Genomic DNA, 12452 nt, shown 5'->3' with positions numbered 1-12452 from the left:
TGCGGGAGCCCTTGACCGACAACGGAGTGGCCGGCCGAGGACTGGCGGATACGGCGGTGTTCCACGAGCGCCTGATGTCGGCCAGCCAGGAGGATCGCGGCCTGCCGCAAGCGGTGGCGGAGCTCTTCGGCGTGGCACCGGACGACACGCTCGACTATCGGGACTGGCGCCGGATCTCGGCGGGCTACACGCGCGAGGCCGGCGGCGACATGGACCCCTGCCAGGCGAGCCGACATGCCGCAGCCGTGTTCGACGCCCTGCGGGCCCCGCCGGTGCCGGCGACCGTGGCGGATCTGGTGCACAAGACCGAACAGCTTTATGCCGCAGCCGCCGACGATCTGTCCGATCTGGCGATTGCCTTCGTGAAATGGGCAATGGAGACGAGCGAAAGGCAACGGGCATCGGATCTGATGTTTCTGGCCCGCGACGCCATTCCCTTCTACGTGGTCGCCTGCCAGTTGCAGGCCCGTGGCGTTGTCTGCGGCCGGCTGTCCCTGCTGGCGCTGAACCGGACCATGATGCCGCGCTCGCCTCTCGACGAGGCGTTTCCCGGCGACCTGCGCGGCACCGATGTCGAGCAGTTTCTGGCCGCCGCCTTCGCCACCCGGCACCGGCCGCTCCTCATCGACACCGGTCTCTACGGAACGCTGATCCAGCCGATCCTTGGATCGGCGGCCTTACCTGATCCGTCCGTCGTGTTCCTGGCTTCGAAAAATCCGCGTATCGCCGGCTACTTGAACCACCTTGACGCGCCCGACAAAAAGACGGGTCACGCCCCCCTCGGGCCGCTCGGCGAAGCGTGCTGCGATGTGCTGGAAAACTGGCCCAAACCCTATACCCGGCCGCGCCTGTGGGAGCGCGACGGGGGCTGGGTCGCGGCTGCGCGGCTGACGGACCCGGTCTCCGCGACAGCCGCGCTGGTGCTCTACCGCACCCTTGCCCGGCGCGCCCGGACGCGCGATCTCGAGACGCTGGATCCGCACGCAGCGCTGCGGCGGGTCGCCGCGCTGTCCGGCCCGCGATTCCTGACCGAGAGCCTGCCCCGCTGGCCCCATGCGGACAGGTGGCAGGCGGCATGGTCGCACGGGTCCGTCGCCCCCCTGGGATCACGGTCGTGACCGGCTTCGACCTTGGCGAAGCCCTTGACAGACTCGACGCAGATCTCGCCGGCGCCCCTGCCGCCGCAAGGCACCTCCTTCGCGCCCTCGGATCGGGCAGCATCGGACCGCCCGGCGCGTGCCGGCCCGACCGCGCCGAGGCGGCCCGGATCGAGGATCTCGAGGACGGTCTGCGGACACGGTATGGCGCCGAGTTCGCCGATCCGGGCTGGCACGGACCGACCTCATTTCAGCGCCTTGTCTGGCAGGACACCCAGACGGCGGCGACATTCGCCCGCTCGGGCGCGGTTCGGGCGCTGCTGCGGCGGCGCGCGGACGGTTCCGAGCCTGTCCTTGCCCCAGGCATGACCCTGAGCAGGGCACTGATCGGTGGCCTTGCGCGCAATCGCCCGTCCTATCTTCTGTCCGCCTGCCCCAATTGGCGCAGCCGCCCGGCGCTGCTCCCGTTCGATCGCCTTGAGGACATGGCCGTCGGCGACCGGCTCCAGCACGCGCCCTACATGGTCGAGGCGGAGCGGCTGGACGCGGCACGCGCCCTGGCCCGTTGCGTCGTGGCCTGCTCCTGGGGCGAAGAGGAGGGGGCGGGGGCAGGGATCGAAGACGGCGAGGCCGAGGCGGGTTTCGGGAGGGCTTTGCGGTCGGCTTCGACCGCCGCCGTGCTGTCGGCGCTGGAGCGGCTTTGCACGCCCCGGATCGCCGCAAGGCTGATGACGGGGGCGGACAACCCCAGCGTGACGCTGCCGCGCATGAACGGCCAGTGCCTGGAAGTGATGGCGGAGTATGACGCGCTTGTCGCGGCCTGCGGGGGCGACCACGCAAGAGCACTGGGCTACGGCCTCGTCTCGCACGCCCTCGACGCCAAACATCTCATCGCGGTGCTCGCGGCGGCATCGGCCGGAGCGACGGCCGCAGGCGCCACGGGCGGCACGGCCCATGCCCATGCCCGCGATAGCGTGCAGCGGCTCCTGCGTGGGGCGGCGCAAGGCACGCTCGGCGCGCAGGCCGGAGCGCTGATGCGGGCCCGCCTGCAGCAGGGCCTGTTTCTGCTGTGGCAGGACAGGAAAGACCTCGGCCTGCCGCAGGCCGATCTGGAGGACGCGCTCGCCTTGCCCGTCGGTAAGCCCCTGTGACGCGAGGCAACAGCGGCCGCCAGCAACGGCCGGGCGGCGCGAGGCACCCGCCGACCTATCCCAAGGCGCGACGGCCGTGCCTCATCATGCGCTGCGCGGTGCCTCAGGACAGCGGCGCGGCAGCGGCCATCACCCGGTCGAGATGGGCGATGGTGGCATCCGCGAAACGCTCGCAGCCCGCGACCCGGTCGGCATGGGTGCAATGGTCGCTCATGGACTCGATCAGCGCGTCCACGATCTGGATGTGCTGGTCTTCGGACTCGCCCCCCTCCGTCATCAGGTGTTCGCACAGATAGGGCCACCACAATTCGGTGAAGCTCTTTCCGGTGAGCACCGCCCATTGGGCGACGAATTCGCCGATCCAGGCGGTTGTGAGCGGAGCGATCGACTCGATCATCTCGCAATAGCCCAGCACCTGCCCGACGCCGTTCTGATCAATGCCGAGATCGTCCAGATACCTGCGCTCGACAAGTTGATCCGCGGCCACCGCCCGGCCGGTGACGGCCGCCACGGTGCGCAGATAGGACTCCGCGTGATTGACTCCGGAAAACAGTTCCACGAACGCGTGGTCGCCGTTTTCGATTTCCTCGATCTGGCCCGCAAGTTTTTTCGCGTCCATGTAACCGTGATCGCCGGCGAAGGTCGCGACCCTGCCGAACGCCATCGGAGAGGACCGCGAAATCGGATGGAAGCCGTTCACGATAGCCTCGATGAAGCGTTGCTGCCGGTCTTCCGGCCCCTCCAGAACCGTCTTGAAATAGGTGTTTCCCTTCGGGGCGATCCGCATCAAGGACCAGAAAGGATGAGACAGAATACGGCCTGCTTCGGTTCCGACGTTTGCGTCAACGATGGCGGCTGTCTGCGGCATTACAGAACTCCTCCTCAAAGCAGCAAAACTATACTCCGGCAACTTAGAGTATTTGATTTCGGCGAGCCAGAGAAAACTCCCGATTGCAGGTCGCAGGCGATACTCGCGTGCCCGCAGGGGCGGCGGCCGAACACCTGGAGGCGAAAAATTGCTCGAGAACAATCTTGCCGCGTCATTGCGGATGGTTCACGTTTGGGTAGGCGCGGGGTTCCCGATGCATCGCCAGGCCTGGATGAAGCCACGTGGAGGTTGAGATGCCCGAAGCAGCCTCAGGGGAATTCTGGAGCGACATCAAGCCGATCGAGGTCAATTTCAAGCCGGATGCCTTGCCCGCGCTGTTCCTGCGCGACCCGGCCGGCTATGACGAACGCTATGCCTTTCCGATCAGCGAAACCGTCTCAGCCATCCCCTTGTGGATCTCGCTCGACCGGAACATGTGGTCCAACATCCTGATTGCCCGATCCGCCGGCCTCGTGAACCGGCATTATCATCCGCACCCGGTCTTCGCCTATACGATTTCCGGAAAGTGGGGCTATCTCGAACATGACTGGACGGCCCAGGAAGGGGATTTCGTCTACGAGCCTCCCGGCAGCAGCCATACGCTCGTCTGCTACGAGGCCGAGGAACCCATGCGCACACTGTTCATCCTGACCGGACCGCTGATCTGGCTCGACGAGGACGGCCGGACCATCGGTCACTATGACGTCCACGACTTTGTCAGCGACGCCCGCGCGCATTACGAGGCGAACGGACTGGGGGCGAGCCATGTCGAGTCCCTGTTCCGGTGACGGGCGCGCGCCACCCCCTGGGCGCGGCCCGGTGGGGACAGGGCGCCCGCAATGAGCACGCTCGGGCAGTTCGATATCGCCGGCCGCTCGGCGCTTGTCACCGGCGCGGCGTCCGGCTTGGGACTGGCCTATGCCGAGGTCCTTGCCGAGGCCGGCGCGGCTGTCACTCTGAGCGACATCGACGGGGCGAGGGCCTTTGAGGAAGCCGAGCGGCTCCGCAGCGAGGGCCGCGAGGTGCGAGCAGCGACGCTTGACGTCGCCGACCGCCGGGCCACGCAAGCGGCAGTCGCGGCGCATGTGGCCGCCTATGGCGGCCTCGACATCGCCTTTGCCAACGCGGGCATCGATTCCGGCGACGGCTTCTGGAACCCGGATGGACATCGCAATCCGGACGCCCAGATCGACACGCTCGACCCGGCCTGGTGGGACCGCACCCTTGCGGTCAACCTGACCGGGGTCTTCAACACCCTTCGCGAGGCGGCGCGGGTCATGAAGGATGCCGGCAAGGGCGGATCCATTGTCGTCACCTCGTCGAACGCGGCGCAGATCAACGTGCCGGTCGTCGGGCTGGCCTATATGCCGGCCAAGGCCGGCCTCGCCCATCTGGTGCGTCATGCGGCGCTGGAACTCGCCGAATTCCGCATTCGCGTCAATGCGATCGCCCCCGGTCCCGTCCTCACCAATATCGGCGGCGGCAAGGTCAAGACCGATCCCGCCGCAAGGGCCTTCTGGGACCGCCAGATCCCGCTCGGCTCCATAGCCGTGACCGAACAGATAAAACCGCTCGCCCTCTTGCTGGCCTCGGACGCCTCAAGCTACATGACGGGATCTCACGTGGTCATAGACGGCGGCATGCAACTCGGCAATTTCCGCTAGGCGGCATCCTCTTGCCGGACACCGGCGAAAGGCTGCACCGGTGTCGCTTGATGAGAGTTCCGTGGCAGGTTACCCCATTTGCGCAGCACAGTCTCGCGAACGTCGAAGTCACAGGCGGCCTGGACCACCGCAACACCTCGCTCCTTGACCAACTTCACCGCCTGAAGCTTGAACTCGCGGCTGAACTAGCTTCTTCGCATTCCCCCTCTCCAGTTCCGTCAAACACTATATCTCGATGTTCACGAAACCGGCAGCAGGCCATTCCTCCCGAATCTACCAAGAAGCTTCAAGAACAAACGCCAAAATCAGTTATGAGTGGGGCGTTTGTGGCCGCTTCGCGATCTCCCATAGCGTATTGATGCTCCAGAAGGCGCTCAGTCCTTCCATTCGCTGCGGCGCGTCGCCCGGGGTGCTGAGGAGAACTGTGTCTACGCCATAGCCCACCTTCCGCCAGCTTCGCACCCAGGATTTCAGCAAACCCGCGAAGTGTCCCGCTGCATAAAGCGGCCGGCGAAGGGGGCTCCACGCAGACGGGCAAAGTTTGAAGGTCTTAGACCAGCACTCGATGAGCTTGACTGATTGAGTGCTGGTCAAGCCCGTGCGGCGCATGAGCAATTTCAAGGCGTGATGCGTCCGCATCGAAAGCCTTGGTATTGAATGGCGCCGGCTGCGGAGTGCCCGCTTCAGGACGAGACGGCACGAAAGCTGCCGCTCGAATTCCCGCCCCGCGCGCAGATGCCTGCATGGCCGCCATGAGTGAGGCCACGGAGGAATGCCCCGCCCCCTGCAAGCACCTGCCAAATCGGCAGCTCCCACTGAGGGATTGCGGGCAGTTGAACGATCTTCATTGCCTACATATCCGGCTGGCTGGTTGCCGCGAAAGCCGTGACCACTGTATCGATCACCGCCTGAAGTCGCGGCTCCAGATCCAGACCAGCCGCGACGGCCTGCTCCACATGAGCAGGATGGACGAAGACCGTAACCGCGTCGCGCACCACACCGGCAGCCATGTCGAGGTCGGGGATACGGAACTCGCCCCGCGCTATCCCGTCTTGCAATATCTGCCGCACGAGCCCGGTCATGCGTCGCGCATAGTCGCCGACGAGGTCCGGGCGCTCGGCGATGATCCGGCGGTAGAGACCGTGGATCTCCGGATCGTCACCCAGCTTGGCCCGCTTGCTGCGGTGGAGCGCCAGGACAAGGCCGCGAAGCCGCTCTGCCGCCGGACCATCGGCCATTGCAAAGCGGGCCGCCAGATCGGCCTCCTCGGCCATCGTCCGCGCCGCAAGGGCGTCGAAGATCTCCGCTTTCGACCGGAAGTGCCGATAGAGCGCCGAATGCGACAGGCCCATGGCCTTGGCGATGTCGACGACGTTTGTCTTGGCCTCGCCGAACCGGCGGACCTGTTCGGCGGCGGTGTCCAGAATGCGATCGCGATGATCGTGGGCGTCGTTCGTCATGCGCAGCTTTTAGCCGACACATCGCAGGCGCACAACATGTAACAGATTTCATATTTTGTATTGTGTAACATCTTTGGATGTGACACGTTGGGACAACCGACGTTCAGGAGACAGTCATGAGCCAGTTCCCTTCCCCGCATGCGCCCCGCCTCGCTCTCGTCACCGGAGGCTCCGGTTTCGTCGGCGGGCATCTCATCCGCCGCTTGCTGTCCGACGGCTGGCGCGTCCGCGCGCCTGGCCGCAGCGCCGAGGCGCGGGCGGAGGTTGAGGCGCTCGGCGCCGAACCGGTTGAGGGCGACCTCCTGGACTGCGCGGCCCTGGCCCGCGCGATGGACGGGGTCGAGGTGGTGTTCCACGTCGCGGCGCATTTCAAGCTCTGGGGGCCGATGTCCCTGTTCCGCCGGATCAACGTGGAGGGCACACGCAATGTCGTCGAGGCGGCGGAGCGGGCCGGCGTGCGCCGCATCGTCTATGTCAGCGCCGCCGCGGTCGTCATGGGCCGCCCCGAACCGATGCGTGGCGTGACCGAGGACATGCCCCTGCACAAGATGCCGTTTGCCCCTTACGCCGCATCCAAGGCCGAAGCGGAGGAAGTGCTGCTGGCGGCGAATGGCTGCCGTGCCGGCTTCTCCACGGTGGCCGTCCGGCCGCCTTTCATCTGGGGTCCGGACATGCCGGCGCTTGACCGCATGGTCGAGACCGTTCGCGCAGGGCAGTTTCAATGGGTTGCCGGCGGCGAACAGGCGCTTTCCACCTGCCATGTCGACAACCTGTGCCACGCGCTGATCCTCGCCGCCGATCGCGGGTCAGGCGGAGAGGCCTTCTTTGTGAGCGATGGCGAGGACACGACGCTGAAGTCGTTCCTGACGCGCCTGCTTGGCAGCCGCGGCGTGACGCCCAAGGACCGCGCCGTGCCGTTTGGCATTGCCTGGACGATGGCGGGTGTGATGGGTGCGGTCTGGCGGGTCTTCCGCCGCAAGGGCGAGCCGCCGGTCACCCGGCAGATGCTGCGGTTCATCGGCAAGGATTTCACCATCGACGTGAGCCGTGCGCGAAATCAACTCGGCTATGCTCCGGTCATCTCGACGGCTGACGGCATGCGCGCAATGCAGGCGAACAACCTTCGCTGACCTCAGCTTGCACCCTCGTCCCGAAACGGATGCTGCCTCTCCAATTCCGATGTTTCCGATCTTCCGGTACATCCCTTCGCGGATGGGCAGGGGCCCTATAGCAATTCTCGATGAGCTTGACTGATTGAGTGCTGGTCAAGCCCGTGCGGCGCCTGAGAAAATTCAAGGCGTGGTGCATCAGCAGCGACAGCCATGGCCTCACATCGTAACGAGCCGGAAGTTCGGGCCGGGCCGGTTAGCCACCTCTGTCAGCCATACATGCGAATGCGCAACACGCTGGAAGCCCCATCGCACTTGTGTCTTCTCACCAGCATGGCGAGCGGCCTTCGCCCGCTCCGCGCGCGAACGACTTCGGCTGGGAAATGACGGCTATCGCCGCGATCACCTGCGCGCCTTGGCGCAGCGCGTCGAGGTCGCCGACAAAGAGGTTCGCATCATGGGATCGAAGTCGGAACTGCTGCGAACGCTCGTCGCCGCTTCAAGCGGGCAAACGGCGGCGTTCGGCGTTCAGAGTTCTGTACTGAAATGGCGCACCCGACAGGATTCGAACCTGTGACCTCTGCCTTCGGAGGGCAGCGCTCTATCCAGCTGAGCTACGGGTGCTTCCGGGCGCAAGGCCAAGAGCGGCGCGCGCAAGGCGCGGCATCTGGCGAACCGATAGCCGATCCGCCGGCGGGAGGCAATCGTTTTGTCCCGCCCGGCGAGGCCGCCGATGACATCGCCAGCGATCGCATGGGACAGAGCAAAAGGCCCCGGCGACGGTCTCGCCGGGGCCTTTTTTTTCAAGGAACGATCAAGGGGATTACAGGTCGAAGCCGAGCAGCTTGCCGACCGTGAACACGTCCTTGTCGCCGCGCCCGCACAGGTTCATGACGATGATCTGGTCCTTGTCCATGGTCGGCGCCAGCTTCATCACCTGGGCCAGCGCATGGGCCGGCTCCAGCGCCGGGATGATGCCCTCGACGCGGGTCAGCAACTGGAAGGCCGCCATCGCCTCGTCGTCGGTCGCCGGCACATAGGTGACGCGGCCGGTGTCGCGCAGCCAGGAATGCTCCGGCCCGATGCCGGGATAGTCGAGGCCGGCGGAGATCGAGTGGCCCTCGAGGATCTGGCCGTCGTCGTCCTGCAGCAGATAGGTGCGGTTGCCATGCAGCACGCCGGGCTTGCCGGCATTGAGCGAGGCGCAGTGCTCCTCGCCGTCCAGCCCCTTGCCGCCCGCCTCGACGCCGTAGATGGCGACGGCGGACTCGTCGAGGAAGGGATGGAACAGGCCGATGGCGTTGGAGCCGCCGCCGACGGCGGCGACAAGGGCATCCGGCAGCCGGCCTTCCGCCTGCAGGATCTGCTCGCGCGTCTCCGTGCCGATCACCGACTGGAAGTCGCGCACCATCTCCGGATAGGGATGGGGCCCGGCGGCGGTGCCGATCAGGTAATAGGTGTCGGCGACATTGGTCACCCAGTCGCGCAGCGCCTCGTTCATCGCGTCCTTCAGCGTGCCGGCACCGGCGGTGACCGGCACCACTTCAGCGCCGAGCAGCTTCATGCGGAAGACGTTGGGCTTCTGCCGCTCGACATCGGTGGCGCCCATGTAGACGACGCAGGGAAGGCCGAAGCGGGCGCAGACGGTGGCAGTGGCAACGCCGTGCTGGCCGGCGCCGGTCTCGGCGATGATGCGGGTCTTGCCCATGCGCCGGGCCAGCAGGATCTGGCCGAGGCAGTTGTTGATCTTGTGGCTGCCGGTGTGGTTGAGCTCGTCGCGCTTGAAATAGACCTTGGCGCCGCCGAGCTCGGCCGTCAGCCGCTCGGCGAAATAGAGCGGCGAGGGCCGGCCGGTGTAATAGGTGTTGAGATGCTCGATCTCGGCGTGGAAGGCGGGATCGGCCTTGGCATCCTTGTAGGCCTGCTCGAGATCGAGGATCAGCGGCATCAAGGTCTCGGCGACGTAGCGGCCGCCAAAGATGCCGAAATGCCCGCGCTCGTCCGGACCGGAGCGAAAAGTGTTCTGCTGGATCGTCATGCGCTCCGTCCCTGTTCGGCGGCGGTCTCCGCCGCGCCCGGCACCGCCCGGCGCGCAGCCGCGACGAACGCCCTGATGAGTTCCGTATCCTTGACGCCGCGCCCGCGCTCCACTCCGGAAGAGACGTCGACGTCGCGGATGCCGCCGATGCGCACCGCCTCGCCGACCGTCACGGCATCCAGCCCACCGGAAAGCATGAGCGGAACGCCGAGGTCAAGACCCTTGAGCAGGCGCCAGTCGAAGCTGACGCCATTGCCGCCCGGCAGCACCGCCCCCTGCGGCGGCTTGGCATCGAACAGCAGCCGGTCGACATGGGCGATATAGGGCGCGGCGGCGGCAATGTCCTCAGCCGCCGAGACGCCCAGCGCCTTCATGATCCGAATGCCGTGCCGCGCCTTCAGCTCGGCGCAGCGCGCCGGGCTCTCGTGCCCGTGCAGTTGCAGCCAGTCCGGCCGTACGGCCGAAACGACAGCATCGAGCAGCGCATCGTCCGCATCGACCGTCAGCACGACGATCCCGGCCCGACCGCGCGCACGCTCCGCCAGCCGCGCGGCGACCTCCATCGGCACGTTGCGCGGGCTCTTGTCGAAGAAGACGAGGCCGATCATGTCGGCCCCGGCCGCAAGCGCGGCCTCGAGCGTCTCCTCGGTCGACAGACCGCAGATCTTGACGAGGCCGCGTTCGCTCATCGTCTCCCTATTCCTCACGTCACGTTGTAGGCGGCAATCGCCGCCATGTTGACGATGTCGCTGTCCTTGGCGCCGATCGGCAGGATCTGCACCGGCTTGTCGAGGCCGACCAGCAGCGGGCCGATCACCGTCGAACCGCCGAGCTCCTGCAGCATCTTGGTCGAGATCGAGGCCGAGTGGAACGCCGGCATGACCAGCACGTTGGCCGGGCCGCTGAGGCGGCAGAACGGATAGGCCGCCATCTTGTCCATGTTGAGCGCGACATCGGCGCCCATCTCGCCATCATACTCGAAATCGACGCGGCGCCGGTCGAGGATCTTCACCGCCTCGATGACCTTTTCCGAGCGCTCGCTGCGCGGATGGCCGAACGTGGAATAGGCGAGCAGGGCGATGCGCGGCTCGTAGCCGAGCCGGCGGGCGACATGGGCCGCCTCCTCGGCGATGTCGGCCAGTTCCTCGGAGGTCGGCATGTCGATCACCGCCGTGTCGGCGACCAGCACGGTGCGGCCCCGGCACAGGGCCAGCGACACGCCGATCACCCGGTGGCCGGGCTTGGTGTCGACGACATTGCGCACCGTGTCGAGGGCGACGGAATAGTTGCGGGTAAGGCCGGTGACCATGGCATCGGCATCGCCGCGCGCCACCATGATCGCGCCCCAGTAGTTGCGGTCGTTGTTGACCAGCCGCTGGCAATCGCGCAGCAGGTAGCCGCGGCGCTGCAGGCGCGAGTAGAGATACTCGGCATAGTCGGAATTGCGCGTCGACAGGCGGGCATTGAGGATGCGGATGCCGCCGCGCTCCAGGTCGACGCCGGCGCTGGCGGCGACCTCGCGCACCTCGTCCTCGCGGCCGATCAGGATCGCCTCGCCGAGCCCTTGTGCGACGAAGCTCGCCGCCGCACGGATCATCGGCTCCTCCTCGCCTTCCGCGAAGACGACGCGCTTGGGCTGCTGGCGCACCTTGGAGAAGATCCGCTGCAGGGTGCCGGCGACCGGATCGCGCCGGGCCGAAAGCTGGTGGCGATAGGCCTCCATGTCGACGATCGGCCGGCGGGCGACGCCGCTGTCCATCGCCGCCTGGGCGACCGCCGGCGGAATGGTGGAGATCAGCCGCGGGTCGAAGGGCACCGGGATGATGTATTCGGGGCCGAACTTGGGACGGTTGCCGCGATAGGCGGCGGCGACCTCGTCCGGCACCTCCTCGCGCGCCAGATCGGCCAGCGCGCGGGCGCAGGCGACCTTCATCTCGTCGTTGATCGTCGTCGCCTGCACGTCGAGCGCGCCGCGGAAAATATAGGGGAAGCCGAGGACGTTGTTGACCTGGTTGGGATAGTCGGAGCGGCCCGTCGCGACGATGGCATCCTCGCGCACCGCATGGGCCTCCTCCGGGGTCACCTCCGGGTCCGGATTGGCCATGGCGAAGATGATCGGGTTCGGGGCCATCACCCGCAGCATGTCCTCGGTCAAGGCGCCCTTGACCGACACGCCGAGGAAGACGTCGGCGCCCTTCATCGCGTCATAGAGGCTGCGCGCCTCCGTCTCCACCGCATGGGCGGACTTCCACTGGTTCATGCCTTCCGTGCGGCCCTTGTAGATCACGCCCTTGGTGTCGCAGAGGATGACGTTGTCATGCGGAACGCCGAGCGCCTTGATCAGCTCGATGCAGGCAATGCCGGCCGCGCCGGCGCCATTGCAGACGACGCGGGCGGAGGCGAGATCGCGACCCGTCAGATGCAGCGCGTTGATCAGCCCGGCGGCGGCGATGATCGCGGTGCCGTGCTGGTCGTCGTGGAAGACCGGAATGTCCATCAGCTCGCGCAGGCGCTGCTCGATGATGAAGCAATCCGGCGCCTTGATGTCCTCCAGGTTGATGCCGCCGAAGGAGGGGCCGAGATAGCGCACGGCGTTGACGAAGGCGTCGACCTCTTCCGTATCGATCTCCAGGTCGATGGAATCGACATCGGCGAAGCGCTTGAACAGCACCGCCTTGCCTTCCATCACCGGCTTGGAGGCGAGGGCGCCGAGATTGCCGAGGCCGAGGATCGCGGTTCCGTTGGAGATCACCGCCACCAGATTGCCGCGCGTGGTGTAGTCGAAGGCGCGGGACGGGTCCTCGGCAATGGCGCGCACCGGCACGGCAACGCCGGGCGAATAGGCCAGCGACAGGTCGCGCTGGGTCGCCATCGGCTTGGTCGGGTTGACCTCCAGCTTGCCGGGCCGGCCCTGCTGGTGAAACTGCAATGCTTCCTGATCGGTAAAACTGACGTTGCTCTTGCCCGATTTGTCCGTCGTCGGCATGCGGTTTCCTCCAGTTCGTTGCACCGTCGCGACGGCGGAGGCAGACCTTATCCCCGGAGAATTCAAGGCTCAAGCGGGG

At 66.5% G+C, this 12452-nt stretch carries 11 protein-coding genes, 1 tRNA gene and 1 pseudogene; 6 read left to right on the top strand and 7 right to left on the bottom strand.

Going from position 1 to position 12452, the window contains the following annotated elements; genetic code table 11:
* The first annotated feature begins 11 nt into the window (after window positions 1-11).
* On the top strand, window positions 12-1118 hold the full coding sequence (locus tag TSB10P1A_RS10065) for a hypothetical protein (protein ID WP_186387774.1): 1107 nt from the start codon (window positions 12-14) through the stop codon (window positions 1116-1118).
* Window positions 1115-2248: a hypothetical protein gene (locus TSB10P1A_RS10060; protein ID WP_186387773.1), complete on the top strand. Its 1134-nt coding sequence runs from the start codon at window positions 1115-1117 to the stop codon at window positions 2246-2248. Before TSB10P1A_RS10065 ends, TSB10P1A_RS10060 begins: the two co-directional genes overlap by 4 nt.
* A 103-nt stretch (window positions 2249-2351) precedes the next feature.
* Here the strand turns inward: TSB10P1A_RS10060 and TSB10P1A_RS10055 are convergent, their stop codons facing one another.
* Complete coding sequence (locus TSB10P1A_RS10055) at window positions 2352-3116, bottom strand: hypothetical protein (RefSeq protein ID WP_186387772.1); 765 nt, start codon at window positions 3114-3116, stop codon at window positions 2352-2354.
* A gap of 254 nt (window positions 3117-3370) precedes the next feature.
* Here TSB10P1A_RS10055 and TSB10P1A_RS10050 point away from each other — a divergent pair, with 254 nt between their 5' ends.
* Window positions 3371-3904, top strand: a complete 534-nt coding sequence (locus TSB10P1A_RS10050; RefSeq protein WP_186387771.1) for a 2,4'-dihydroxyacetophenone dioxygenase family protein — start codon at window positions 3371-3373, stop codon at window positions 3902-3904.
* A 51-nt stretch (window positions 3905-3955) separates the two neighbouring features.
* Entirely contained in the window at window positions 3956-4780 is an 825-nt protein-coding gene (locus TSB10P1A_RS10045; protein WP_186387770.1) for an SDR family NAD(P)-dependent oxidoreductase, read from the top strand.
* Here the strand turns inward: TSB10P1A_RS10045 and TSB10P1A_RS23880 are convergent.
* Window positions 4777-4965: pseudogene (locus tag TSB10P1A_RS23880) on the bottom strand (transposase); the annotation flags it as partial. The gene TSB10P1A_RS10045 and the pseudogene TSB10P1A_RS23880 sit on opposite strands and share 4 nt — an antisense overlap.
* 666 nt (window positions 4966-5631) lie before the next feature.
* Window positions 5632-6240, bottom strand: a complete 609-nt coding sequence (locus tag TSB10P1A_RS10035; RefSeq protein ID WP_186387769.1) for a TetR/AcrR family transcriptional regulator — start codon at window positions 6238-6240, stop codon at window positions 5632-5634.
* Window positions 6241-6356: 116 nt separating this feature from the next.
* Between TSB10P1A_RS10035 and TSB10P1A_RS10030 the strand changes: the two genes are divergently transcribed.
* A complete protein-coding gene (locus TSB10P1A_RS10030) occupies window positions 6357-7370 on the top strand; it encodes an NAD(P)-dependent oxidoreductase (protein ID WP_186387768.1) in 1014 nt (337 codons plus the stop codon).
* 169 nt (window positions 7371-7539) lie between these two features.
* Window positions 7540-7926, top strand: coding sequence for a hypothetical protein (locus TSB10P1A_RS23725; RefSeq protein WP_244293063.1), 387 nt, complete (start codon window positions 7540-7542; stop codon window positions 7924-7926).
* Here TSB10P1A_RS23725 and TSB10P1A_RS10020 read toward each other — a convergent pair.
* The 4 genes from TSB10P1A_RS10020 to TSB10P1A_RS10005 form a co-directional block, all read right to left on the bottom strand.
* A tRNA-Arg gene (locus tag TSB10P1A_RS10020) sits at window positions 7897-7973 on the bottom strand. The genes TSB10P1A_RS23725 and TSB10P1A_RS10020 overlap by 30 nt on opposite strands.
* Window positions 7974-8172: 199 nt before the next feature.
* Entirely contained in the window at window positions 8173-9387 is a 1215-nt protein-coding gene (gene trpB, locus TSB10P1A_RS10015; protein WP_186387767.1) for a tryptophan synthase subunit beta, read from the bottom strand.
* On the bottom strand, window positions 9384-10076 hold the full coding sequence (locus TSB10P1A_RS10010) for a phosphoribosylanthranilate isomerase (RefSeq protein ID WP_186387766.1): 693 nt from the start codon (window positions 10074-10076) through the stop codon (window positions 9384-9386). Before TSB10P1A_RS10010 ends, trpB begins: the two co-directional genes overlap by 4 nt.
* 14 nt (window positions 10077-10090) lie before the next feature.
* Window positions 10091-12373 carry an NADP-dependent malic enzyme gene (locus TSB10P1A_RS10005; RefSeq protein ID WP_186387765.1) on the bottom strand — a complete coding sequence of 761 codons (2283 nt, stop codon included), beginning with the start codon at window positions 12371-12373 and terminating at the stop codon, window positions 10091-10093.
* Between the last annotated feature and the right edge of the window lie 79 nt (window positions 12374-12452).

This window comes from Stappia sp. TSB10P1A, assembly GCF_900185725.1.
Lineage (GTDB): Bacteria > Pseudomonadota > Alphaproteobacteria > Rhizobiales > Stappiaceae > Stappia.
Note: the sequence above shows the minus strand (reverse complement) of the source record. Positions and strands in the feature narration are given on the sequence as shown.